The following is a 26,304-nucleotide window of genomic DNA, read 5'->3' on the forward strand; positions in this document are numbered from 1 at the left end:
AAATTGTCCCAAGGTTCGAGCAAGAAAGCGCGCCGTCCGACGGACTCCCGCCGGACGGCACTTACTACGTAGTTACCGAGGCATCAGGGTTTACTGGCACTGCGGCACGCCTTTGACGTTGCCGCTGGACGAGGTCTGATACGACGGGTCGATGTTGAACACGAGATCCAGCTCGTAAGCCTCATCGAGCGGTCTGGCGGAATTCTGGTGCAGCAGTTCCGTGGCAAACGTAAACGCCGTGAACGGAGAGAACCCCGCCTGATGAGTCAGGGTTTGTGGCGATTGCGTCTTTATCTTCGAGAAGGTGTCCAATGCGTTATCGCCCTTTCCGAACAAGAAACGCCCCTGTGAATAGAGTAGCGCGGAGTCGACGTCGTATGATTCGACACCGGTCTTGAGCGGGAAGAGCATCCGGTCACGTGCCAGCATAGCCGGAGCTAGCGCTTGGCTGTTCAAGCTGGTGGCAATGCTGTCGGCCATGTCCGTCCCCAAGTAAACCGCCATGTGCGTGATGAGAGGGGCAGCGACATTGCAGATGAGCGGGGCCGGGCCTCCGGTGGCTACGTACACGTCCTCGGGGGACAGTTCGATGGTGACCGTCTTCTTAGCCGGGTTCAGCAGATCGGCCCACATACGGCGAGCCTTGGCGCAATCACGAATGGTCACTTTTCCTTGCGCGTCCGGCTCGGAGACCGACCCGATGGCCTTCCAGCTAGAGTGCGGCAGATCGCCTGGGCGTGGAAAGGGTGTGCAGGCCGCGTTGGGATCGTTGACGTCGAGCACGCGCGGAATTCTCACCACGACCTCGTTGAGAATGGGGTCGTTCCGGTCATTCAAGACGACATTGCGAATGGTCTGGGCCATCCGCGCGAGTACGTCGGTTTCCCTCTGTGCCAGTTCGCCCACAGAGCTCGCGGACGCGCCAGCGGGCGTGGACCACACCGAGTCGATCAGCAAGTTAAGCTTGTCGTTGAAGGTCGAGTCCTGGGCGAGGGCTACCAGCGCTTTCGGATGGCGAAGTTGGAGAATGGGGTAAACCCATTGGGTGGCGCGCGCAGCTGCAGTGCGCATGAACGTGTCCAATTGGTACGAGTCGAGGTTTCGCGCTTGGATGTTTGCCACGACCGTGCGCAACCGGCCTTGTCGCTCTTCCGACTCATATTCAGTCGTGAGAGCCGCATAATCCATGTCGAGCAACCGGAGTTCTCGTTCCTTCGTTTGGATCGCAATGAAGCGATCGATCTGAGCAATCTCCTTGGCGAGCCATTCGCTGAAGAAGCCCTGTACGAAGTGAGGATACTGATTGAAGTTGCAATGGCAGCCGGTCGTCAGCTTTTGATAGGCCTGCGCCTGCAATTGGGCGGTGTCGGTGGAAGTAAGCTGGCCTTGGGCCACGAGCCGGGGGCGCTCGGAGCGCAGCCACTTATGAACTTCTGACAGGGGCTTGGCGAACGCCTCGAGCAATTTGATCGCCGCCTTCAATCGGAAGGGGGTCACTGTCAAGGATTGGGTGTTCGCGCTCGCTCCGCATTGTCCGGAATCGTTCACGACCAGGTAGACTCGCACCGGTTCAGGATACATGAGGGCCGTGTTCGGGCTTTGAATGACCCGCACGTCCACGACGTTGCGCCCGTTGCCATTTAGCGGACGGCTCTCGTCGTCGTCGAGCCTGATTTTTCCAGGTTTCAAGGCCACCGCCAGCAGGGCCCCGGCGGGCGCCCTCGGGAATGGCGTGTTGGGGGCACGCACCCCGCCGACGAACGAAGCACTGGTGCGCATCTCACCTCCGCTGCCATCGGTGTCGGTGACCGCGTGCGTATAGGTGGTTCCAGACGAGCGGTCCACGCAATCCGTGAGGGAGTTGCTGTAGGTCACCGAGTAGTTGACAGGTTGCGTGATGCTGATGCCGCCCGTGAAGTTGCCGCTCTCGCATTCCGAATTGCGGTGGACGATTTGTCGGAAATCCTGGACCGAGTCTACCGTGCTATGGCTCGTGGCTTTGAATCCCGAGTTCGTAAACGACAGCGAGAAGCCCTCGGGGCCCGTGCGCAGCCCATCGAGCTCGGCGTCCGGCATCGTCTTCCCATCGGGAAGTTTCAATCCCTTCAGCGCGCACACGGGGGCCCAGGTGCCGGACACTTGGAGGTTCGTGATCTCCCCAACGTCTTGCGACCAATCGACGCCAGGGATGGCCCATTGACCGATCTGGAACGTTCCTGGCTGATAGATGGCGTGTTGTTTCGGATTAACCAGGAACGTCGCCAGCTGTTTCGGATCGAAAGCGTAGTCTGCCTGTTCCTTTTCCTCTTTCAGCAACGTGTTATACGCCGCCACGAAGTCACCGAACTGCATCTCGTTCCGGGAAACGTTGTCGCGCAGACCGCCTAGATCGCTCAGCAACTGATTGCGCCGCGTGGTGTTGGCCGCCAACTTGGCCTTGACGCCTTCGAGCGACCCTTGCTGCTGCACTTGTTTGATTTGCGTTTCCAGGTACTCACTCTCCTTAGCAACGTACCTATCTCTCTCGGTCTTGAGGGTTGCCGAGTCGCTGTCGAGCTGTGCCAACCACGCGTCGCGAGTCTCCTTCGTGAAACTTCCATGTATGACGTTCGGGTTGCCCGTTTCGAAAAGGCCCACAGTGGTGTAGTGGTCCGTCCGAATCTTTGCGTCGCTCACGATGCCGGACAACGCATTGATCGGCCGCGGCTGACCGTTCGACGACGCGGACACCATCTCCGTCTTGTAATCCGTGGGCGGCGCCAGCGGGTCGAGCGCATCGAGCACGGCTGCTTCGAAGGTGGAATGCCCCGTTTTGAGCGCGGTGAACGCCTCGCGCCATGGATCGGTAGCGAGATGCGATGCCGCGTCAATCGCGGTGGACAAGGTGGTGCTGTCGGGAATCGCACTTATGATGCGATAGAGCTCGCTGACCTGCGTCGACCGAGCTCCTGCGGCGCATCCCCCACTGCGGAACCGGCATCCGAGATCGTGTAACCCGCTCATGGTCCGAAGACGCCCGGACATTCCCTGCAGAGCATCGCTCAAGACATAAAGGAGTGGTCCGTGCGGCATTGGAAGCCCGGTGGAGGTGGTGCTTCCGGGAGGCGTATACGGCGTGAGCGCCGCCAGAAGGATGCGACGATCGAGCTCGAAGTTCACACTGGCCAAGTCCGATCGCGTCGTCGTCGTCGGTACACCCGACAGACCGTAGACCGTTGCCCATAGTCGACCCAGCATTTCGTCCAGGTCGGCCCGCATTTCGGCGAGGAGCTCGATCTTCTTGGCGGCAATCTGCCCCGGCGGCTGTCCGTTCATGTCCGCAAGGACCGCCTTGATAGCGGCGATGCGCTGCACGTACCAAGCGTCGATAGCCGCGAGTCGGGCCTGCACGTCGGACTGCAGCTGCTTCATCGCGGCGGGATCGTTCGAGGTCGGAACGGTACCGGTCACGCGCTGGCTTGCCGCCGAGACGTATTGCACATCCCACTTGGCCGGAGCGAGGGGGCGGCATTTCGTATTGTAATCCTGCTGGAAGGCAGCATCACCTCCGCGGAAGTTCGTGAGCGTCTTGTACGCATCGAGGCACGCGCTCTGGTTCGCCAGGAGCGTGGTGCCCGTGCCGTGTACGCGCATGGCGTCGCAGTATTCGAACGAGCCCAACGCCTTGCTCACATTGGCCGCGCTCGCATTCGAGCGAAGAAGCGTTCCGCATGCGGCAGCCCCGTCTTGCGCCGGCCGATTCTGATCGCAATCGGGCGGCACGGTGTAGAGGTAAAGCTTTTGAATCTCGTCGCGTTGGCCCGCCTCGAGATATTCGCCTCGCATCTCTGCGAGAAGCTTCATGTTCTTCACGACGCGCGTCGCGATGTTCGTTTCCGACGCCACGCGCCGGTAGCCCGCCCCATCATCGACGGTGTGCTGAACGAGCGAGCGATACAGGCACTCGTAGCGACCCTGCACCGCCTTCTTCCGGCGATCCAGTTCGGCCTGGTCCGGCGGGGGGGTGGTGTACTCGGGCAGGGGCGTTTCATCGCACGTTACGCACGTCGCTGCAGCGTACCCCTTCGACGCACCGCCGCCATTTACGATATCGGTATAGTCGGGGTTTCGTTCCTTCAAGCCCTCCAGCGATAGGCCAATTTCGGATCGCAACGGGGGTTCGTCGCACTGCGACGCGTTGGCCAGTCCATGCGCCTTAAGCCGGCACGAGAGGGAGATACTGCTCGTGCCACTGGGCACGGAGGTCGTCCCGCAGTAGTTCTCGTTCGGCAGGTCCTCGCATGAGTTGAAGACAGCAACATTGATGTCGTAGACACAGTGCACCATCTCTGGGCTGGTGTTCGGGATGATCCTCGAGCTATAAGGACTCCAATCCATGAACGGATAGATCTTTTTCCAGTCCGCCTCGGTGACCGGGTCGGCTGGCTCATTGTAAATGTACATCCGGCGCGCGGTTCTGATGACGTCCTTGATCATGACGTCCTTGCACGAGGCAGCATCGCTTCCCTCGGGATGAAAGTAGACCGATCGCGTGTCCTCTTCACGACGTAGCTTTTGCCGCGGTGGATTCACGGGGCCGCAGGAAGGTTTTTGGCACGAGAGCTTCTTGGTGACGTACGTGGGCGTACTCCATGCTTCGGTCCCACAATCGGCACTGTTCTTGAAGGTGTAACAAGGCGCCGGGTACTCCCAGAAGCCCGAGCACAGATTGTCGGAGAGCGAGCCGGAAGGCCGCGCGAACTCTTTCGAGCACGCTTGAACGTCATCAGCACCCGTCGTGGCGGCGGTTGATACCTCGCCGATAGGCGCCTCGGAGCCTGGTTCCGTCGATGAGCTGCACGCTGCAGCAAGCAGCGCGAACGAAACACTAGTGAGTGTCAAGTAGGAAAAACGCACAGTCGTAGCCCCTTGCCGTCCTGAGGACGAGCGAATACCTTTAGATGGACTCATTTGTGGTCCGCTAACTCATTGAGTGACCGCCGGATACGATTGCACCGGAACAGGAGAATACGACTCCGTCACACGCCGGTTGTCGAGCATGTCGCGGGTGTTGTCGCCCCAGCACCAAACTTGACCGTCATTGCGAAGAGCGCACGTGTGTTCCGCCGCGGCATCGCGCGAGACTGCGTAGGAGAGCAACGGAACGTTACCCAGCGAAATCGGCCCGACCGCAACACGGGACGGCTCGGACGTGCGCACTCCGAGCTCGCCGCTGTCATTGGTGCCCCAGCACCATAGGCTTCCGTCGCCCTTGTCACCACAAGAGTGTTTCGCTCCGAGTTCCAGCCGTTCAAATGCATCGAGCACAGGAACGTGCGTCGGCTCGAAAAGCCCGAGTCGTAGGATAGGTGTCTCGGGATTGTCGCCAGGAAGCAATTCCGGCAGACCGGATCCGAAAACGCCATAGCCGTTCGTGCCCCAGCAATACACGGAGTCGTCCTCGAGCTTGGCGCAGGAAGCATCGCCGCCGGCGAAGATGGCGACCGCCGAGCGCGGTAGATTGATGGGAAAGAACGTTTCCATCCATGTCGCCGTGGTGACCCCAGCTTGCCCCGACGTGTTGTTGCCGAGGCATGAGACCTTGCCGTCCGAAGTGCGCACGCAAAGATGATTTGATCCCGCCGCGAATTCCACGGCACCCGATTCCAGGAGAATGCGCGGGACGCGCATGTCGAGGGTCTTTTCTCCCGCAAACCGCATGGTACCCCAGCACTTTACGCCGCCGGTAGAAGCTCGGGCACAGGTAAACCAACGGCCCGCGACAAGATCGACGGCCTGAATTCCCGGAATGGTTTTGGGTGATGAAACGTCTTGCGTACGGTGATCGGCTATTTGGCCATAAGAATCGTTGCCCCAGCATGCAACGTTGTCTCCGCTAATGCCCAGTGCTGCGCAGGCATGTTCCTGGCCTGCGGCGACGGAGATGGCCCGCCGGCTTGGAGTTGCGTACCCGAGATCCCGCGCGAGCGACGAAGTTGTCTTGGCCGCCTGGACCACGGCGTGCGCATTGCTCCCCCAGCCAAAGATGCGACCGTCGTTCGTGGTCGCGAGCATGAATGGCCCTCCACTCGCGATGCTTGCGATCCCCGAGGGATCAACCGTGGGAACGGCAGCGTGCGCGGAATCCAACTTCCAGTTCTGCAAGGACGATCCATCGCACCCCCGCAAAATTACTGTGTTCGACACATCGGCAGCAAAACACTTCGAGCCGGCGGAAGGAGCAGTGATCTTTCCCTGCAAGGCCGACAGCGGGAGTTCAAATCGTTGTGCCGCACTCTGCGAGCAGCGGGCTAGTTGAAGCTGCATTCCGTCGGCGACCTGTCCGACTCGTACGGTGACGCACTTGGCGGCGTTCGCGGCAGGCGAAATGCTCTGCGACGCCTTATTAAATGTCCACGCCTGGTCACGTGCCCCCAAGGTACACGCGGCTAGTCGAACGATGCTGCCAGCCTTGGTAGAGGAGATGCTCAAGCACCTTCCATCGGCTGCCGTGATCGCGGCTGGCGAACCGATGGCACCCAACTGGGCGAGGGCGTTGGTGCCGACACCTTGCGATTCGCGCTCCGAAGAAGTCCGCGATGAACTACTGCAGGCTGACACCGCCAGCACCGCGGCGAGTACGCAGACGGAGATCTTTGTTTTTTTGGACAATTCAAATGAGTGTAATCTATGAAGCACCGGAAGGTCCTCCAATCAAATAGTTGGCAGGCTCTCTTGATATTTATTGCATGCGCGCGGCAGGCGGACCTTTGCCGCCTTTTCTGTTCGCCTCGATTCCTTCTTGGAAAAGCAAGGGGACGGCAGGCACTCTCGCTGTCGTAGACCGTCTTGACCCATTTGACCCCCGAGTTGCTAACAATATTTGTAAGACTGACTGCTTTCGGACGTAAAACCAATACGGGGTTGAGATATGCAACAGCACGATGAAAGCGCCATGTCTCCTCGTGTCTCCCAAAGGAGCCATACATCATGGCCATAAGACATAAGCCTTCCCCGTGGCAAACCAAATCAAATCAATTAATCAGACACGCACAATTTGCCCGCATTTGGAGGCCTTATACCCCAAATTCGCGACGCCGCGGCAGTGAACCAACGTCAGAAACGGTGGAGTGAGCGGTTCTTCGCAACTAATGACCTCTACACGGCCGACGCCTGGGGCGTCGCTCCTATCTCAAGTAGGGAAGGGCTTGATGCGCGCCCTGCTCTGCAATCGCAAACGGCCATCCAGGGTTCCTTCGTCGGTTGGCACAAATGTCGCGACGCAATGACCACAGCGGCGCGAGGGCCGTCCCGCTCCGGTTCGCCCAGCGTGCGCGCAGGGCGCCCGCCCAAGCGCGTTTTGTTGCCTAGAAAAGATAGGCAGGGAACCATACACCAGCGTATTACAATGTCGCGCAACGGACGACAAACGCAGGTAGTTTCGGCCGCGCCAATCAGATGAAAAGCCCTCCTCATCGACTTGGTCGATAGGGAGCCGTTGCTCGCATTGCTGACGGAGCCGCGGCGATCGCTGACCCTACCCGTTTATCGGAATGACCGCTGTCTCATATATCGTTTCATGCGCCCGTCCTGGATTGCCCCTTTGAAAGTGACCCGCCTGCGCATTAGAGGTCGCCTGCTCGAGACAGAGGAGCCTGGCAATGGCTTGTCATGATTAGTTTAGAACCCCTCCGGAATCGATTTCGGGCTAGTCGGCAATCTCACCTAGATAGCTTAGCAATGCTCCCGTGGACGGAACGAGCCAGGTACCCCGTCGCACACGGGGTACCCGGGGATTACGGTCAGTGCGGGCAGACGTTGGGGTACCCAGCGACGTTCACCTCGACTGGCCAGAAGACACCTTGATCACGGTCATCGAAAGCTTGGGCCACGATACGGAAACGAACCATCTGTGCATCAGGGGTTGCCATGGTGAAGTGACTGACAGCTCCATCCCACGTGCATCCGAGGCAAAAGCCGCCGGAGCAGGGATGCCATTTCCCGTCGAATTGATACGTCTTGGGATTTGTCCCAGTCGTAGAGCCCGTACCGGCGATTTGCATGTTATACGGCACACCGTCGGCGTCATAGCCAATTACCCAATAACGCGCGTGCGTATGCTCGCAATTCTCTGCCGAGCCGGGGTATGGGCCATTGGGTCCCAGCGGTCGCGGCATGAGCCACTCGACCCAGAAGTCATTACCGTTCGTAAGTTTATTAACATCAATCACGTAACCATTCTTGCACTTGGTATGATGGTAGCTTTCGTTTGGAGACGTCAGGACGTGGTCCCATCCAAGTGGGCAGTATCCGGATGTGATGGACGGAATGGTTGCGTCTGCCGTTGTCACTGGCAGCGCACAGCTAAGTTCCGTGAAAGCCTCGCTTGTCGTGGCGGTCAGCTCCTCGGCGGAAGGCTCTGCGCTGCAACCCACCAGTATTGCGATTGCTGCACTAGCAGTCGCAAACATGTACTTCGTCATATTGCCTCGGTCATGTGAGAGAGAAAGTCGCACGCGAAAGAAACTCGCTCCTCTTCCGCGTAAACTCACTCGGTCGCGGCCGCGGCTCAGTTGCGAACAAAAAGCATCACTTGCGTTTTTGGCGTCGCCGAAGATGTCGCCAGGACCCATTGGCAAGAGTCTATCGTCCGACCTGACCTCCGACTTGAGGCGGGCCGCGCAATTGCCCGGCTCAGACCAACTGGCCGGTACCTGCGGTTACAACGCCAACTTGTACCCATAGCCGTATACCGTGAGAATGTGCTTCGGCTTGTCGGGGGATACTTCGATCTTCTTGCGAAGCTTCACGATGAAGTTGTCGACGGTGCGGTTCGACGGGGATGCGTCGAGGCCCCATATCTTGTGCAAAATCTCGTCGCGGCTGACGGGTTGGCCGGCGCGCTCGTTCAATAGGCGCAGAAGCTCGACCTCGTAGAAAGAAAGCTGCAACACTTCGCCGGCGCGCGTGAGGGTGTGCGCGGCAAAGTTGACGCTGGCCTCGCCGATTTCGAAGGTCTCGGGGGCGGTGCCGACGCGGGCGGCACGGCGAAAGATGGCCCGGATGCGTGCGATCAACTCGCCGACGCTGAAGGGCTTCGTCACGTAGTCATCGGCGCCGGCGTCCAGGCCTCGGATCTTGTCCATCTCCTGCGAGCGCGCCGTAAGCATGATGATGGGCACGAAAGGACTCCAGCGCCGGAGCTCCTCACAGACCGCGTACCCGTTCATGTCCGGGAGCATCAGGTCGAGGATGATGGCGTCTGGAGTCTCGTTGCGTGCAAGCTGGACTCCTTCCCCACCCCGGGCGGCCGAGACTACGCGAAACCCTTCGAACTCGAGTGAATCGCGTAGTCCGAGGACGATGTGGGGCTCGTCCTCGATGATCAGGATCGTCTTCTTCGGAGACAATGCTACCCCTGGCCGCCTTCTCTAACGCGTAGCCCGATCAGGGGCCCGCGTCTGCGCCCGCGCTGGGCGGCTGCTCGATGCACTGCAAGCTGACCAAGGCGCCGTTCGGCGGACGAAGCGTGTCCAGCTCCGGGAACTTGATCGACTGAGCGCATTTCTCGGTCGGCACCTTTTCACGGGACACGTAGCACCAACCACCCTTGTTGGACTTCACGCAAGAGTTGTTCACGAGGTCGGCGCCTTTGAGCTGCTTGATGACGCACAAGGGACGCGCGAGCTCGTCCGGGGTCGCGTTGTTCGCTTGCTGCTGCTTGCGGTACCGATCGAGAACGCCCGCCTCCGGCTGCTCCAGCCCCTTGGCAGGATCGCACGCCGTGGCTTGGTCGCCCGACGGCAAGAGCTCGGTGATCAGGCACGGAACGGTGCCATCCGCTTCTTCCTCGAGCGGCTGCGGGATGCAACGCTCGGAGAGTGCGTCCTTCAGGCGGTTGACGATGGTGCGGACGGCCGGACGATAGCCGTAGTCTGCGCTGTCCGTGTTGGTGATCTCACGCGGGCAGAGCGAGGCGACGATGCCCTGATCGCGGAGGGTCCTCGCCACCGAGAGCTGGCTGACCGTCGGATACGCCTTGCCCTTGGTCTGCGTGGTCTTGGTCGTCGCGTCGCACAGCGGCGAGTCCGTCGGCCGCGCGCAGTCGCAGGCGTCCTTGTTCTCCGGCTTCGTGCAGTCCCTCGGCGCCTTGAGCGGGAAGACGCACGCATACTGCAGGTCGTCGTTCTTCGTATCCCAATCACGCCAATCGGTGCCGGTCACGCCCTCGCGCTTTGCAATGGACTCGCGCATGCGCGGGTTGATGCCGTCGAAGTTGTAGCGGAGCGGATCCTGACCCAGAATGCGTCTCCAATCGTCATCATTCAGCTTGTCCTTGAAGACACCCGGATTGTTGTCGTTCAAATCGTCCGGTTTGTCCGTCAGCATCTGCCAAGGAACGCCGCCGATGATGGCGTAGAAGATGAGATCGCTCGAGCGATCGCTCTTCGTCAGATTGCACAGCTTGTCCGGATTGTCCGGGTTTGCGGCAGCGTCGGCGAGAGACGACGCCTTCGCGAACAACGGATTCGTGCAATTGGGGTTGCCCACGTAATTGAACGAATTGTCCGGATGCTCGCCACGACGGTCGGGCACCTTGGCCTGGGTAAAGCCCGTCGTGTAGCGCTCGATCGGGAAACGCGGATCGTAACCAAAGCGCCGCTTCGGCTCGAAGAAGCGTACGTTGAAGCCATCCAGCTCGCGGTCTAGGGGCTTTTGGTAGCAGGGGGTCCCCTTCGCGCCGTCCTGATAGCAGGAGAAGCACTCCTGGCTGTTCGGCCCCTTCGCGGGATCCGAGCACGCGGGGGTACCGCCCGCAACTTGCGAACCGCTCTCGTAAAGCCACGAGTGGGCTTGCAGTGCCAGCGGGTCGATCGTGTTCTCATTTTCGTCGGTCAGCATGACGACCGCGACCAGCGAGTCTTCCCGCAGGAAGTTCGCACGCTGCTGAAGGATGACCTTGTCGATCCCATTGAGCGAGACGACCGCATCGCGGTTGTTCTCACCGCCCGGCAATGAGTAGCTCTCCCAAGGATCGGGCTGAATCAGAAAGCGGTAAACACTTTCGAGCTGCCCCTCGTAGCCGCATCCGTGGTCGGCGGTGCCGGTCACCATGGCCTTGAAGTCGTTCTCGAGCAGATCGCGCTCTCGGGCGACGTCCCCGGTCCGACCGTACGCCGTCGTCCCGTCGATGGGCTTCTTGTCCTTGTTCGCCTCGACGGTGGGCAACCACGAAAGGAAATTGAACGGCTGCGTCTTGGGGCTGCTGCCCGCCGTTGCGCGGACCAGCAGGCGGCCTTTGTCGTCGTTCTGCTTGCCCGGCACGGCCGGATCGCACTGGACCGTGCCGTAGCTGCCGATCGAGGAGCTGACGATGCCGATGTGGATGTCCTGAACGGGGGTGAACTCCGGCTTGGTGTTCGGGGGGCACCCGCCGCTCGTCGGCGCGACGACGGCGCCGTCGGAGTCCCTCAGGCAGTTCGGCGTGAGCAGGCGGTTGATGAGGTCCGGAACCGCTTCGGCGAACAGCGCCTGCTTGTCACCCATCGAGGTCGAGTTGTCGATGGCGAACAAAAGGTCGATCTTGTCGATGGCCGATTGGCGGATGACCTGTGTGTAGTTGATCTTCGTGGTCGGCGGTTCACCGCTGACTTTGCGGGTCAGACACCCGCTGCCCAGGGCGCCAAGGCTCGCCAGGAGACCTGCGGCCGTCAAGACGCGAGCTGCAGTATGCATCGGCGTGCGTCGCTGCCCGCCTCCGGTGTATTCCATGTCCGCTACTCCCTCGTGGTCGTGCGTAGCTGCTTGCCCTCGGGGCGAGGGCTCGGCTGGAGAGTAAAGCATACCGCGCACCAACGTGTGAAGGACTTCGCGTGCACGTTCGAGGCTAAATCTCCTTGTGAAAACGAGCTTGCCGCACACGGTGGGGCATCCGCGGAGCTGTCAACGCGGTTGGCAGATGCTCACGTCGTTGCCTCGTCGGGGGCGGTCTCGGGCGCAGCGTCCGGTGCGATGGCGGCAGGCGTCGCCGGGGGAAATGCCTTTCGGAGCGCAGCCACGTGGCGCTTATTAACTCCCGGGATGGCGAGCAAGGTCGCGTCGTCGGCGCGCTGGATGGCGATCGCCGAACCCAAGGCTTTGAGCAATGCCTTTTTCGTGGTGGGCCCAATGCCTCGCACATCGTCCAGCGCCGAATGAAAGCGACGGGCCTTGCCGCGCTTCTCGCGCCCGCGGTTGGAGAAGCGGTGGGCCTCGTCGCGCAGCCGCGCCAAAAAGAAGAGTGAGGCGGAGTGTGTCTTCAGCGGGATGGGATTCTTCTGCCCGGGAAGGTAGACGCGATCGACCAGCGTCTCGCCCATGACGTTCTCCTTCTCCTTGGCGAGGCCCACGATGGGAAGCTGGTGAAGTCCCAGGTCGCGCGCCGCGGCCAATGCCACGCCGAGCTGTCCGCGACCGCCGTCGACCACGAAGAGGTCCGGCAGCTCCCACGGATCGGATTCCTCGGTCGCCGCAGCGTCCTCGGCACCTTCGGCCGGCGCCGCCGCGGCGGTGATGCCACGTCGGAAGCGGCGTGCGAGGACTTCGTACATGGCCGCGTAGTCGTCGCCCGCATTCAACTCGCCCGAGCCTCGGTTGGCGCTGCCAGTGCCGCGCACATGGAAGGTGCGGTAGCGCTTTTTGTCCAGCACACCGTCCGTCATGGCCACCACGGCACCCACAGTATCGCCGCCGCCCAAGTGCGAAATGTCGCAGCATTCGATACGGCGCGGCAACGTGGGCAAGCGCAGTCGCTCTTGCAGCTGCGCCAGGCGCTCTTCCACGCTGTCGGAGACGCGGCGCTTCTCCAAGAACGAGTGGCGCGCGTTGTCGTTGGCCATGGTCAGCAGATCGACGCGTGCTCCGCGCTTGGGATGAACGATGGCCACCTTGTGGCCCGCGCGCTCGGCGAGCCACTCCGCGATGCCCGCGTGGCCTTCCGGCAAACAGGGCACCACGATCTCGCGCGGCACGAGGATCTCCTCCCCTGCCCCGACGGCTTCTTCCTCCTCGCTTCGAGGCCGCTGCTCACGGCCGTAGTGCTGCGCGATGAAGGCGGCGACGATTTCCTCTTCCGGAATCTCCGCGTGCTTGATCGAATACGTGCCCACGTCGCCGAGGCGCCCGCCGCGCACGTGAAGGATCACCAATTCGACCAAATCGCCTTCGCGGTAAAGGCCAATGACGTCTTTTTCGACTTCGTCGTCGGCCACCACCACGCGTTGCGACTCGCGCACTTGCTCGATGGCCCGAAGCTGATCGCGGTAGACGGCGGCCAATTCGAAGCGCATTTCCTGGGCAGAGCGTTGCATGCGGTCGTGCAACTCGCGCGTGAGCTCGTCGTGTCGGCCCTCGATGAACATGGCCACCGCGCGCACTTGGTCTTTGTACCAAGCGGGATCGACTTCATAGACGCACGGCGCCGGACAGCGCTTGATTTGATATTGCAAACAAGGCCGCCGCCGGCTGGTGAGCTCCAGATCACTGCACGTGCGCAGCTGGAAATGCTTGTTGATCAAGTGCAACGTGCGGCGTGCCGCGGTGGCCGAATGGTACGGACCGAAATACCGCGAGCCATCCGCCGCCGGACGGCGCACCACATCGAGGCGCGGCCAGGCATGCGTCACGTTGAGCCGCAAGGACAGGTATTCCTTGTCGTCGCGGAGCTTGACGTTGTAGCGGGGGCGAAGCTCCTTGATGAGCGTGTTCTCGAGGATCGTCGCCTCTTTCTCGTTGGCAGTGACGATCGTGTCGAGGTCGCCGATGGTCTCGAGCAGGTGCGGAATGAACAGCCGCGAATCGCTGCCCCCGCTTTGAAAATAGCTCCGTACGCGGCTGCGAAGGCTCTTGGCCTTCCCGACGTAGACGACTTCGTTCTTCTGATCCTTGAAGAGATAAACGCCGGACTCGGCCGGAAGCGCGCGAAGCTTTTCCTGTACGACCTCGGGAAGCACGGGTTTCTTATAACGCCTTTCTCTGGAATCTCACGGGACCACGGTTTGCGTGCGGAAGCGGAGCGTGCGGTCGCTGGAGCCGATGCTGCGGACGAACAGCCCCACGAAGGACCCGAAGAGCGCGTCGCTGGGGCCAATGCCCGTGGAGCCGGTGGGGCGCGATACCCAGGTGCGCATCTGGTCGAGCATCTCCTTGCTTACCGGGTTGATGTCCACCCTCACCGCGAGAAAATGCGGCGTTCCCGCACGCAGGTACGATTTATCGGCAATGGGAAGATCGCGCGCCTCGGCGCACTGGCGCAGCACGCCTTCCACGTTGAGCACGGGCTGATCGCGCACGCCGCCGCGGCTGGTGACGGTGACGCGGTAAACCTCCTCCCAGAGGTCGAACACCACGCGGCAGCTCTGCACCGCGAGGGCCACCGGCGTATCCTCGCCCTGGCGCATCACGTACGCACGCATCGCGATGATGGTGGGGAGCCCGCTGGAGAGCTTTTGCGTGAGCGGCGCGTCGATGGCATCGCGGTAGGAGAAGCTGGCGATGAGCCGCGTCTTGTCCCACGCAAAATTGGCCTGGCGCGCGGGCAACGCCGCCGCCGTGGAGGGCTCGGGCGACGCCTCCTGCGCCTCGGCGCGGCCCGGCAGCACGATGCCCAGAAGAAGCGCCACCACCGCGGCGAGAGCGAATCGAAGGGGCGGTTTCAATTGCCCTCCGATCGCACGGGGATGAAGCCAACCAGGTTGGCAATGCCGAAGGCAAAGCCGCCCACGTTGGTTTCGATGCGCAGGCCCGCGTTGAAGGTCAAATCGATGGGAACTTTGGAGAATCCCGAATAGCCACTCGGCGGCTGCCGCAAATTGAGATCGTCGGTCAGGCCGTAAATGCCGAAGGAGCCAAAAAGGTCGATACCGTAGATGGACCGGGTACCGCGATAAAGCGGTATTCGGTATTCGACGTTCACCTTGGCCGCGTACGTGCCATATCGAACTTCCTGAATGCTGGTATCGAGGAAATTGGGCGCGGCACGCCGGTCGAAATTCAAATCGAGAACGCGGTCGGGCAGCAAGTCGGTGAAGTCGCCCACGTAAAAGCGCTCGAACAAGGGGGCATCGCCGAAAATGCTCCCGGCGAAGCCCTCGAGGCGCAGCACGTGTCCCCACGACAGTGGGAACCAATGCGAGGCGCGCACTTGCACTTTGGCGTAGGGGTAATCGGTCCCCAACGGCGAGAGCGAAAGCTCGGAAAGCAGCGCCATGTGCGTGCCGCGCGTGGGCAGAAAAGGCTCGTCGCGCGTGTCGTGCACCATGGTGGCGCGCAAGGTGGATATGAGCGAGCTGCCGCCGTGAATGTGAAAATCGATGGGCTCCACGTCGCGGCCGCGCACGTGGCTGGCCGCCCGGGGCAGATTGGCATCGATCTTTTCGAATCGGTAATCGAGAAAGAGCTGCGTGGTCGTGCCCAGGTCGTGCCCCACGCCCACGGAGCCGCCAAAACGGCGGTAGGCGGCGACGGCGAAGTCCTGCCGCACGTCCGCCTGAGGATCGTCGACCAAGGCGTCGCGGTTGCCGAAGAAGTCCTTGGCGTTGTTGTAGAGCAGCTCGACATTGGCCATCCACGGCGTGCCGCGGAACTGCGGATCGGAGAAGCGCGTGCGCAGCGCCAGCTGCCGATCGGCCAGGGCCATCGCGCCACCCAGGGTGATGCCGGTGCCGGCGAGGTTGCGCTCCGAAACATCGAGGCCGCCATACGCCGTGAGCGGGCGCGCACGCCCATCGGGCTCCGCGTCGGCGGACAAGCCGAGCCATATGTCGTTGACGACGATGGTGTTGCGCTCGACGACGCTCACGACGAGCACCGCGTAGCCGCGCCGCGAGCCGCGGCGGAGCGAAAGCTGGACATCCCGGAAAAAGCCGGTCCCGAGCAGGCGGAAGCGCGTGACCGAGAGCTCCTTGTCGTCGACGTCGAGCGTGTCGCCCGCTTTGAAACGGACGTACCGGAGCACCACCCGCGACAGCGTGGTTGTGTTGCCCTGCACCTCGACGCCCTCGAGCTTGTAACGCAGGCCAATGTGGCCCGGCGTGTGGACGATGGCCTGCGAGCGAGCTTCTTCCTCCTCCTCGGTCGTCGGTGTCGTCGGTTCGGCGGGCGCGGTGTGTTGCGGGTCGTCGTTGCCTTTCGATGCAGGCGGTTTCGGGACGGGAGGCGGCTCCGGCCGGGTCGAGCCTTCGACGGGTGTGCCTACCGTGGTGGGCGGTGGGGGCGGCGGCGGTGCGGGCGGTGCCGTGGGCGCCGGCGGTGCGTCGGACGAAGGCTCGGGCGGCGTACGCTCGCCGCCCCACGTGCGGACGGGCTGCGCGTGCGCAGTCGCCGCCGTCATGGCCGCCGCGGCCACCTGGAGCGCGAGCGCCATCGCGAGCTTACGCACTTTACGCACTGGCCTACGAACGAAGGTCACGGAATGGCGTCGGGCTGGCGCTCGGGCATGGCTGCCTGCGCAGCCTCGGTGGAAAGGGCCGCCTCGGCGGCGGCAACGGCACGCGGAAAGGGAGATAGGTCCACACCGAAACGCTGCGCACTGTACATCTGCGGCACGAGGAAGAGATCGGCCGCGGTGAGCGTGTCGCCATAAGCAAAGCGCCCTTCGACCCCCTCCTTTTCATGAAGCGTCATGAGTCGTTCGACGCTGGCGAGGCCGCGCGTATTGAAGTGCTTCGCCCACTCCTTGCGCACCTCCGGATCGGGCCCCAGCCGCTCGAGCACCACCAGGTTCTGCAGTGGCTGCGTCCCCGCATTGATGACCTCGACCATGGCGCGAACCCGCGCACGCGCCCAAGGATCGCGCGGATACAGCGGCGGATCGGGGAAAAGCTCGTCGAGCAGCTCGATGATGGCCACGGACTCGACCACGGGCCGCCCATCGATGAAGAGACAGGGCACGTACCCCGTCGGGCTCCGCTCGCGGTGCTCGTCCCCATGCTGCTCGCCCTGTCGGAGGTTCACCGCAACCGATTCGTAGGCGATTTTTTTCACCTGGAGCGCAAAGCGGACACGGTAGGAGGAGGACGAACGCCAGTAAGTGTAGAGACGGAGCGTTGGCATGGCGTCCCCATCTTCGCACGTGCGGTTGGCACGCGAACAGGGTAAGCAAGCGACGGCTGCAGCGGCGAGGTCATCGAAGCGAGGAGCCATGGCGTACGCTGGCATTGTCTTCTCAGTTGCGGTTCTGGCGTTTTCTGCGCTTTCGGGAGTCGCGTGCGTCCAGGAAGACTGGGGCGGCCCAAAGGGTCCGCCGGTGGCGCAGACTTCCTCGCCCCCTCCGCCCGTCGTCTTGCCCCCCGACGGAGGGAGCGGCAAGGCGGCACTCACCTCGGGGGATGCCAGCAGCGATCCCGGTGCGCCGCCGCCTCCGGGATTCGATGCGTCGGGGTCGAACGAGAACAAGGACTCCGCAGGCCTGGTGCCGCGCGTGGATGCGACCTTGAGCGGAGGAAAGATTCCGGGCTTCGACGAAGCCATCGCGGGCATGCGATCGACCTTGAAAGCCTGCATCGACGGCAAGGCGACGCCCAACGCGCGCGTGGAAATCACCGCGAAGATCGGGCCCAAAGGCACGGTGCTCAAGAGCGACAAGGTCGGCGGTACCTCGTTCGGACAAGGCGCAGTGCCGTGCTTGGTGAAGCGCATCGAGGCGGCGCAGTTCAAGAAGCCGACGGAAGGCTCGCCTCGCATCACCTTCCGCGTGCACATGTCGAACGAGTGACTCCGCGATGCGGAGTTGGGCTTCCGCGCAGCGACGCGCGCCACCTAGCGCGTCAAAATAGCGTGCTTGCTAAAGGGCCCCGAGGGGTACATCGTCGTACGCATCATGAGCGACCAAGCCCTCAGCGCAGACGAGATCGTCGCGTTGTCCAAGAAGCACACGATGTTCGAGTGGTCCGCGCAATCCGCCGTGGATCCCATCCCCGTTTCCCACGCCAAGGGCTCGTATTTCTATACGCCCGATGGAAAGCGGTACCTCGACTTCAATAGCCAATTAATGAGCGTGAACGCCGGCCACGGCGATCCGCGGATCATCAAGGCGATTCAGGAGCAGGCGGCCAAGCTTGCGTATGCAAACCCGTTCATGGCGCACGAACCGCGCGCGCGGCTCGGGAAGAAGTTGGCGGAACTCTGTCCGGGAGACATCGATGCGTTCTTCTTCACCAACGGCGGGGCCGAGGCGAACGAGAACGCGATCAAGATCGCGCGCATGTACACGGGCCGGTCGAAGATCCTCGCGCGCTACCGCTCGTACCACGGAGGCACGGCGGCCGCGATGGCGCTGACGGGCGATCCGCGGCGCTGGGCGGCGGAGCCGAGCATCCCCGGGGTGGTTCGCTTCCCGGACTTTCACAAGTGGGCGCGCAAAGACCCGGAGCCGGTGAGCGAATCGCTGCGCGACGTGGAAGAAGTCATCATGTTCGAGGGCGCCAAGAACATCGCCGCCATTTTGGTGGAGACGGTGGTCGGCACCAACGGCATCCTGATTCCGCCGGATGGCTACATGCAGGGCCTTCGCGCCATCTGCGACAAGCACGGTATCTTGCTGATCTGCGACGAGGTGATGGCCGGCTTCGGACGCACGGGCAAGTGGTTCGCGGTGGATCACTGGAAGGTGACGCCGGACATCCTCACGATGGCCAAGGGCCTCACGAGCAGCTACGTGCCGCTCGGCGCCGTCGGGCTGCGACGTCGCATCGCAGACCATTTCGACAAGAACGTGTTCTTCGCGGGGCTGACGTACAACAGCCATCCGATGGGCTGTGCCACCGCGTTGGCGACGATCGGGGTGTACGAGCAAGATGGTCTCATCGAGCGCGCGGCCAAGATGGGCGAGAGCATGAAACGGCACCATCAGGCCTTGTACGAGAAGCACCCGTGCGTGGGTGCGACGCGCTCCATCGGCCTTTTCGGCATGGTGGAGCTGGTGCGCGACCGCAAGACCTTCGAGCCGATGGCCCCGTACAACGGGACGAGCGACGAGATGAAGGCGGTCCACGCGCACCTCAAGGAGAAGGGCCTCTACACCTTCGTCCGGTGGAACGGCATCATGACGAATCCGCCGCTGACGGTGACGGAAGAGGAGCTCGCCGAGGGCTTCGCCATCATCGATTCGGCGCTTTCGCTCGTGGACAAATCCGTCAAGGCGTAACATCCGGGACGTGAACCACGTCTCCGACAGCGATCTCGGGCGATTTCGAGCGGTGCAGCGGCTCGCGTACGATTGCGCAGAAGCAATCGGCGCGAGCCTGCAACCGGGCATCACGGAACGCGACGCCGTAGCGGCGATGCGTACGTGGCTCGTGGGGCGCGGCGTCGACGATTGGCTGCATAGGCCCTTCGCCTGGTTTGGCGATCGGACGGCATTCCGTGGCTTTCGGTTTCCGCACCAGTTTTTCCCAACGGACCGCAAGCTCGAACCGAACATGCCGTACATCCTCGACGTGGCGCCCGTCGTGGATAACTACGCAGCCGACATCGGCTACGCAGGCTGCCTCGGCGAAAACGCCGTGCACGCGCGTTTGCTCGCCGATTTGGAAGCGTACCGCTCGCTCATTTTGGCAGGCGTGCGCGCGCGCAAGTCGCTGCGCGCGATTTATCGAGACGTGGACGCGCTGCTCGCGCAACAAGGCCACACGAACCGGCACCGCCGCTACCCCTTCGGGGTGCTCGCCCACAGGGTCGACGTGGTCCGCAACGACGTACCTCGGTGGACGGTCGCGGGCTTCGGAGTCCGCAGTCTGCGGACGATGTTGGGCGATGTGATGGTGGGGACGCGTGCGGGCTGGTCGCCGTTCTGGGGGCCAAGCCGGTTTTCAGATCACCCGCCCGCCCCGGGTCTATGGGCGGTGGAGCCGCATCTGGGACATGGCGCCGTGGGGGCCAAATTCGAAGAACTCCTGGTGGTCACCGAGACGGACGCGTTTTGGTTGGACGATGATCTGCCGCACGTGCGGCGGTGGAGCGCCGCGGCGTAGGTGGGGGATCGAATCTGGATCTGAATCCGAATCCGAATCCGAGTCCGAATCCGAATCCGAATCCGAATCCGAATCCGAATCCGAGTCCGATTCCGAGTCCGATTCAGATTCCGAATCAGATTCAGATTCCGAATCAGATTCAGATTCCCCTAGCGGCGGCGGGGGCGGCGGAGGGCGACGGCGTTGGCGCGGGGCTCGGGCGTGGGATCCAGAGGAGGCAGCGCCAGCACCAAGCGCTCGATGCGCGGGAGTGCGTCGTTGAGGGCGCGCTCGGCGCGGAGTTCGTCGAAGGGCGACTCGAAGACGAGCACGATGATGTAGATGGTCGCAAACGACTGCGCCACGTAGCCGAAGTCGGCGAGACGCACCGTTTCGCGGATGGGGCGGCCCTTGCGGAGGCTGTCGATCCCGGGGAGGCTGCGCACTTCGCGCAGGGCGCGCTGGGCGGCGGGCACCAGATCGCGGAGATCGGGCGGGGGCAAGGACCCCGGGCCTTTGGGCTCGGTGACCTGCGTTTGGCTCGGCTCCGGCGGGACCGCAACCGGACCCGGAACGTCGGCCAGCCGCGGGGCAGGCAGCGGCGCAGGCGGCGGAAACTCGACCAGCTCGGCCAGATCGTCGTCCGCCCCCAGATCCGAGGACGGCGGAGGCTGCTCGGACTTGTCGCGGTAGAGCGGCGTGACCGAGGCGAACGGCTCCAGCGGATCGACGACGTGAAGCACCGCGCTGAGCTCCGGGGGCTCCTCCAGCGGCCCGCGCTGGTGCGTCGCGCCCCAGACCACCGGCGAGTGGGCGTCCAGGACCAGTGCTTCCACCGCCTGGGTGCGCGTGGCCAGCGCCCGCAGCTCCTCTCGGAGCGAGCGGGAAATGGACAGGCGCGCGGGTGGCTTCGCGTGCTCCCCGATCAACTGCGTGAACGTGTTCACCAGCATGTCCAGGCGGCGCCGGAGCGCCGTGGGGTTCCTGGGGGCCGTGGAAAACGTCACCGCGATGCCCGTGCCATCGGAAAGGCGCGCGTAAAGCACGTTGGCAGCGGGACTCTGGGGCTCGGGGTCTTTCGTGAGGACGCGCACGTCCTCGGCACCGAGTTCACGCCGCACGAGGGCAGCAAACCGCGCAAACGGTGACTCGGGATCGGGGGGGGGACGGTCGGACATCGGGAACCTAGCTCGACAGCAGCAACCCACCCAGAGTATCGCCAAACGCGGGCGGGTAATGCGCTATATCACGGGCGCGTAAGGTAACCGATGATCCTGCGCAGTAAGGCGGAGTAGCTCCGGCGAAACTGCGGCTCGTCGGGGGCGTGCCCCGTCAGCATCCGGGCGGCCTGCGGCATGAGGTGTGGATAACTGGCCAGGGCCATGAGCACCATCATGGCGAGCTCGGTCTTCTCTTCCCGGAGAAGGCCATTTTCCCGTTGCGCCTTGGCCACACGGTCCAAACCGGGCTTGAAGAGCTTCGCCCGCATCTTTTCCGAGGGAACCTCGCGGCTGCCGTAGGTGAGCGCCTCCCACTGCATCATACGCATCCAGTCGCGCTTGCTGCCGAAGTTGTCGTAGATGTAGGGCAGCATGTCCTGGACGTGCTGCGGGCCAGCCTCGATGATCTGCTCCTTGTCGGCCTGGATGGCCAAGATGGTGGCCTCGAAGAGCTCCTTCTTGTTTCCGAAGTAATGGTAGAGCATCCGCTTGTTGATGCGCGCCCGCTTGGCGATCGCATCCACACGGGCGCCGGCAAACCCTCGCAGCGCGAACTCTTTCATCGCCGCGGAGAGGATGCGCGCCCGTGAGCGCTCGGGATCGCGCGCACGCGGCTCTCGAGCCTCGCGCGGAGCGGTCCCTTCATACTTCTTAACCGTGTTCTGCTTGGCCTTGTTCACGCGCGACGCTATGTAACCACCTGGTTAGTTAACCCACAACACCCCATGCGCATTCCGCCTACTTCTAGCCCATTCTCTGCCGTCGTGTCGTGCGCCATTGCTCTTGCGATGGCTCCGAGCATGAGCGCGTGCAAGCGATCGGAAGCGAAGGCCGAGCCGGTCTCCAAAGAAGATCCGGTCGTGCACGCCAGCGTGGTGCAGGTCACCGAGCAGGCGATGCCGGAATACCTCACGCTCATTGGCACACTGCGGGCGAACCAGGAGTCGGACATCGCGGCCGATGCCAGCGGAAAAGTGCTGGCCACGTTCGTGGAGCGTGGTCAGGCGGTCCGCAAGGGTGAGTCGCTGGCGCGGCTGGATTCGCGGGCCGCCGTCATCAGCGTCAGCGCCACGGAAGCTCAGTCGAACCAGGTGAAGGCCAACCTGGAGCAAGCCCAGCGCGAGTGCGAGCGCGTGAAGCACTTGCTCGAGACGAGCGCGATTTCGCAAGCCGAGTACGACCGGACGACGTCGCAGTGCTCGTCGACGCAATGGTCACTGGCCGCCGCCGAGGCGCAGCACGAGAACGCGCGCAAGTTGCTGGGCGACAGCAACCTCCGGGCACCGTTCGATGGCGTCATCGGAGAGCGCTACGTCAGCGTCGGGCAGTACGTGAAGCCCGAAACCAAGGTCGCCTCCATTTACGCGCCGGATCCGCTGCGCCTCGAGCTCACCGTGCCCGAGGCGCAGGCCGGAATGATCCAGCCCGACATGAAGCTCACCTTCAGCGTCACCGCGTTCGGCGACGAGAAGTTCTCCGGCACCGTGCGGTACGTGAGCCCGCACATCCGAGAATCCAGCCGCGACCTCGTGGTGGAGGCCATCGTGCCGAATCCAGGTCCGAAAGGAAAAGACGGAAAGCCCGCCGGCGTGGGCAAGCTTCGTCCGGGCATGTTCGCCACGGCCAAATTGCTGCTCAGCGAACACCCCGTTCCCGCCGTTCCCGTGAGCGCGCTGAAGCGCGAGGGCATCACCGCGCGCATCTTCGCGGTGGTCGACGGCCGCGCGAACGAGCGGCTCGTGCAGGTCGGGGAGGAAAAGGGCGGTCTCATCGCCGTCGTGAGCGGCATCAACCGCGGCGATGGCATCGTGGCCGAACCTGGACCCGACATCCGCGACGGCGTTCGAATTCAGTAATAGCAGCGAGAGAGGCAACCTTTCATGCAGTGGCTTGCGGCGATCTGCATCAAGCGCCCCATTTTTGCGACCGTCCTCATCCTGGTCATCTGCGTCGTGGGTGCCTTCGGTTACGTGCAATTGGGCGTCGACCGCTTCCCCAAGGTCGACCTGCCCATCGTCACGGTGACCACGCGCCTTCCCGGGGCCGCGCCGGAGGACGTCGAGACGGAGATCACCGAGAAGGTCGAGGAAGCGGTCAACACCGTCAGCGGCATCGACGAGCTGCAGTCGATCACCACCGAGGGTGTTTCGCTGGTGACCATCACGTTCATCCTCGAGAAAGACCCGGACATCGGGGCGCAGGAAATCCGCGACCGCCTCAATCTGATTTTGCCCGATCTGCCCAAGGACATCGAGCAGCCCACGGTGCAAAAGCTCGATCCCGATTCGCAGCCCGTCCTCTATTTGGCGCTCAACGCACCCGACAAGCCGATTCAGGAGGTCACCGAGTTCGCCGACAAGCGCATCCGGCGCCTGTTCGAGGCCATCGACGGGGTGGGCCAGGTTCAGATCATCGGCGGGCAAGAGCGCCAGGTGAACGTGTGGCTCGATCCCATCGCGCTGCGCGGTGCCGGGATCACGGCCCTGGACGTGCAGCGGGCCATCGGCGCGCAGAACCTGACGACACCGGGCGGCCGCGTGGACACGGGACCGGAGCAGCTCACCTTGCGCATCCACGGGCGCGTGGAGCGGCCGCAGGAGATCGGCGAGTTGGTGGTGCGCCAGGTGGCGGGCCATTCCATTCGGGTCAAGGACGTCGCCAAAGTCGAGGACGGGGCCGAGGAACGCGAGACCGCGGCGCAGCTCAATGGGCGGCGCACGGTCACCTTGCAGGTGCGCAAGCAATCGGGCTCGAACACGGTGAAGGTGGTCGACGCCGTCAAGGCACGCATGGAGGAGCTGAAAAAGACGCTCCCCGCAGGCTACCAGCTCGAGGTCGTGCGCGATGACTCGGGCGTCATCCGCACCAGCGTCGATGCGGTGCACGAGCACTTGATCATCGGAGCCATCCTCGCGGCGTTGGTGGTGCTCCTGTTCTTGGGGAACCTGCGAAGCACGATCATCGCGGCCATCGCGATCCCCACGAGCATCATCGGCACCTTCGCGCTGATGTGGATCCAGAGCTTCACGCTCAACACGATTACGCTGCTCGCTTTGGCGCTGGCCGTGGGCATCGTCATCGACGACGCCATCGTCGTGCTGGAGAACATCTATCGGCACGTCGAAGAAAAAGGGCAATCGCCCGAGGAGGCCGCGCGCACGGGCACCCAGGAAATCGGCCTCGCGGTGCTCGCGACGACGCTCTCGCTCATCGCGGTCTTCCTTCCCGTGGCCTTCATGGGCGGCATCCCGGGGCGCTTCCTCAAGAGCTTCGGCGTGACCATGGCCTTCGCCATCGCCGTGTCGCTGCTGGTGAGCTTTACCCTTACGCCAATGATGGCCTCGCGCTGGCTGAAGGCGCACGAGCGCGGCAGCCTCCCCTCGGGGGACAAGACGGCGCGCATTCACGAGGAGCGCAAGGAGCCGTTGGGCGAACGGGTGGTCAACTTCTTCTATCGGCCCATCGAGCGCGCCTACATGGCCATGTTGCGCTTCGTCATGCGCCGCCGGTGGATCGTGGTGGTGCTTTCGCTGGTAACGCTCGGCTCCTGCGGGCCGCTCGCCGGTAAGGCCAACAAGGGATTTCTCCCGCGCAACGACGACGCCCAGTTCGAGGTCGTGGTACGCGCGCCCGAGGGCACGAGCCTGGCGCAGACGGAGCTCATTGGCGAGCGCATGGCACGGGACATCCGCGCCTACCCCACCGTGCATGCCACATTGGTGACGGTGGGCAGCGACTCGGGCAAGACGCAGAACGCCGCGCGCATCTACGTGCGCCTGACCGATCCCGCGTTCCGCCCGGAGCAGACGCAGGAACAGATCATGAACCAGTTCCGCAAGGAAGTGGTTCCCAAGCAACCCAAGGATCTGCGCATCACCATTTCCGAGATCGGCGCGTTCTCGGGCGGCGGATTCTCCACGGCGAAGATCCAGTACACCGTGCGCGGGCCCGATTTGCGAAAGCTCGAGGAGGTGACGTCGCACGTGCTGCCCAAGCTCCGCAAGGTGCCCGGCGCGGTGGATGTCGACTCCTCGCTCATCCTGGGCAAGCCCGAAGTGGGCGTGTACATAAACCGCGGGCGCGCCGCCGATCTGGGCGTGCAAGTGTCGGACATCGCGAACGCGCTGCGCCTCCTGGTCGAGGGCGACGAGGTGTCGAACTACGAAGAGCACGGCGAGCAGTACGACGTGCGCGTGCGCGCCGAGCCGCAATACCGCGCCGACATGAACGGACTGCGGCTGCTGACGGTGCCTTCGCAGAGGCTCGGTTTCGTGCCGTTGAGCGACGTCGTCGAACTGCGGCGCGGCACGGGGCCGGCGGAGATCCGCCATCTGAATCGGCAGCGCGTGGTCACCATGCTCGCAAACGTCATTCCCGGCGTGGGCGAAGGCGCCGTGGCCTCGGAGCTGAAGAAGATCATCGACGAAGAAAAGCTCCCCGCCGACTACGTGGCCGCCCCCACCGGGCAGACGCGCGAGATGGGGCGCGTGATGGTGAACTTCGCCCTGGCCATCGGCCTCTCCTTCGTCTTCATGTACCTGGTGCTGGCCGCGCAGTTCGAGTCTTGGCTGCACCCGTTCACCATTCTATTGAGCCTGCCGCTTACCCTCCCGTTCGCGTTCATGTCGGTCATTCTGTTCAAGCAGGCGATCGACATTTATTCGATGCTGGGCATCCTGGTGCTCTTCGGGGTGGTGAAGAAGAATGCCATTCTGCAGATCGACCACACGAACCAACTGCGGCGCGCCGGCATGCCGCGGCTCGAGGCGATTCTGCAAGGCAATCGGGATCGTCTGCGGCCCATTTTGATGACCACCTTGGCGTTCGTGGCGGGGATGATCCCGCTCATCCTCTCCAAGGGCGTCGGCGCCGGTTACAACCGGGCCACCGCAGGTGTGGTCGTCGGTGGACAGATCTTGTCGCTGCTGCTGACACTGCTTGCGACGCCCGTTGCGTATTCGCTCTTCGATGATGCGTCGCGCTGGCTGCGCAAACTTTTCCGGCTAAAGGGCCCGGGCGAGTTCGACGTGGCCATCGCCCCGCCGCAATCGCTCCCGATGCCTGGCGAGTAGACAAAAGCTATTCTTTGGGCCGTCCGGCTTGCCTGGCGCGAGCAG

General features: G+C 63.1%; 15 protein-coding genes. 5 read left to right on the forward strand and 10 right to left on the reverse strand.

The annotated features are described in order from the left end of the window. Positions 1-90: 90 nt before the first annotated feature. The 8 genes from LZC95_25335 to maiA all read right to left on the reverse strand — a co-directional run bounded on the left by LZC95_25335 (position 91) and on the right by maiA (position 17,070). Positions 91-4,896 (reverse strand): hypothetical protein, encoded by a 4,806-nt coding sequence (locus LZC95_25335; protein WXB00125.1) that lies wholly within the window; start codon positions 4,894-4,896, stop codon positions 91-93. A gap of 69 nt (positions 4,897-4,965) precedes the next feature. Then, complete coding sequence (locus LZC95_25340) at positions 4,966-6,693, reverse strand: ricin-type beta-trefoil lectin domain protein (GenBank protein WXB00126.1); 1,728 nt, start codon at positions 6,691-6,693, stop codon at positions 4,966-4,968. Positions 6,694-8,699: 2,006 nt separating this feature from the next. Next, entirely contained in the window at positions 8,700-9,389 is a 690-nt protein-coding gene (locus LZC95_25345) for a response regulator transcription factor (GenBank protein WXB00127.1), read from the reverse strand. Positions 9,390-9,426: 37 nt separating this feature from the next. Continuing rightward, complete coding sequence (locus tag LZC95_25350; protein ID WXB00128.1) at positions 9,427-11,751, reverse strand: hypothetical protein; 2,325 nt, start codon at positions 11,749-11,751, stop codon at positions 9,427-9,429. A gap of 191 nt (positions 11,752-11,942) precedes the next feature. Then, positions 11,943-13,970: an excinuclease ABC subunit UvrC gene (gene uvrC, locus LZC95_25355; GenBank protein WXB00129.1), complete on the reverse strand. Its 2,028-nt coding sequence runs from the start codon at positions 13,968-13,970 to the stop codon at positions 11,943-11,945. Positions 13,971-14,000: 30 nt separating this feature from the next. After that, positions 14,001-14,675, reverse strand: a complete 675-nt coding sequence (locus tag LZC95_25360) for a hypothetical protein (protein WXB00130.1) — start codon at positions 14,673-14,675, stop codon at positions 14,001-14,003. Further along, positions 14,672-16,396, reverse strand: coding sequence for a BamA/TamA family outer membrane protein (locus LZC95_25365; protein WXB00131.1), 1,725 nt, complete (start codon positions 16,394-16,396; stop codon positions 14,672-14,674). The genes LZC95_25360 and LZC95_25365 overlap by 4 nt, the downstream gene beginning before the upstream one ends. Positions 16,397-16,422: 26 nt before the next feature. Next, positions 16,423-17,070 (reverse strand): maleylacetoacetate isomerase, encoded by a 648-nt coding sequence (gene maiA / locus LZC95_25370; GenBank protein ID WXB00132.1) that lies wholly within the window; start codon positions 17,068-17,070, stop codon positions 16,423-16,425. Between the two features lie 193 nt (positions 17,071-17,263). Here maiA and LZC95_25375 point away from each other — a divergent pair, with 193 nt between their 5' ends. From LZC95_25375 to LZC95_25385, 3 genes are all read left to right on the forward strand, one after another. Next, complete coding sequence (locus tag LZC95_25375) at positions 17,264-17,731, forward strand: hypothetical protein (GenBank protein ID WXB00133.1); 468 nt, start codon at positions 17,264-17,266, stop codon at positions 17,729-17,731. 105 nt (positions 17,732-17,836) lie between these two features. Then, positions 17,837-19,162, forward strand: a complete 1,326-nt coding sequence (locus LZC95_25380; GenBank protein ID WXB00134.1) for an aminotransferase class III-fold pyridoxal phosphate-dependent enzyme — start codon at positions 17,837-17,839, stop codon at positions 19,160-19,162. Positions 19,163-19,172: 10 nt separating this feature from the next. Beyond that, on the forward strand, positions 19,173-19,988 hold the full coding sequence (locus tag LZC95_25385; GenBank protein WXB00135.1) for an aminopeptidase P family protein: 816 nt from the start codon (positions 19,173-19,175) through the stop codon (positions 19,986-19,988). Positions 19,989-20,137: 149 nt separating this feature from the next. Here LZC95_25385 and LZC95_25390 read toward each other — a convergent pair whose 3' ends face one another. Continuing rightward, on the reverse strand, positions 20,138-21,145 hold the full coding sequence (locus tag LZC95_25390; protein ID WXB00136.1) for a hypothetical protein: 1,008 nt from the start codon (positions 21,143-21,145) through the stop codon (positions 20,138-20,140). Between the two features lie 68 nt (positions 21,146-21,213). After that, complete coding sequence (locus LZC95_25395; protein ID WXB00137.1) at positions 21,214-21,867, reverse strand: TetR/AcrR family transcriptional regulator; 654 nt, start codon at positions 21,865-21,867, stop codon at positions 21,214-21,216. Between the two features lie 108 nt (positions 21,868-21,975). Between LZC95_25395 and LZC95_25400 the strand changes: the two genes are divergently transcribed. Both LZC95_25400 and LZC95_25405 read left to right on the forward strand, forming a co-directional pair. Next, complete coding sequence (locus LZC95_25400; protein ID WXB00138.1) at positions 21,976-23,043, forward strand: efflux RND transporter periplasmic adaptor subunit; 1,068 nt, start codon at positions 21,976-21,978, stop codon at positions 23,041-23,043. 24 nt (positions 23,044-23,067) lie between these two features. After that, positions 23,068-26,259, forward strand: a complete 3,192-nt coding sequence (locus tag LZC95_25405; protein ID WXB00139.1) for an efflux RND transporter permease subunit — start codon at positions 23,068-23,070, stop codon at positions 26,257-26,259. The last annotated feature ends 45 nt before the right edge of the window (positions 26,260-26,304 follow it).

This window comes from Sorangiineae bacterium MSr12523, from assembly GCA_037157775.1.
Taxonomy (GTDB): domain Bacteria; phylum Myxococcota_A; class Polyangia; order Polyangiales; family Polyangiaceae; genus Pendulispora; species Pendulispora brunnea.

Coding starts and splice junctions, on each gene's coding strand:
- LZC95_25380 (WXB00134.1), top strand. CDS start 17,837: ATGAGCGACCAAGCCCTCAGCGCAGACGAGATCGTCGCGTTGTCCAAG.
- maiA (WXB00132.1), bottom strand. CDS start 17,070: ATGCCAACGCTCCGTCTCTACACTTACTGGCGTTCGTCCTCCTCCTAC.
- LZC95_25350 (WXB00128.1), bottom strand. CDS start 11,751: ATGGAATACACCGGAGGCGGGCAGCGACGCACGCCGATGCATACTGCA.
- LZC95_25405 (WXB00139.1), top strand. CDS start 23,068: ATGCAGTGGCTTGCGGCGATCTGCATCAAGCGCCCCATTTTTGCGACC.
- LZC95_25390 (WXB00136.1), bottom strand. CDS start 21,145: ATGTCCGACCGTCCCCCCCCCGATCCCGAGTCACCGTTTGCGCGGTTT.
- LZC95_25400 (WXB00138.1), top strand. CDS start 21,976: ATGGCTCCGAGCATGAGCGCGTGCAAGCGATCGGAAGCGAAGGCCGAG.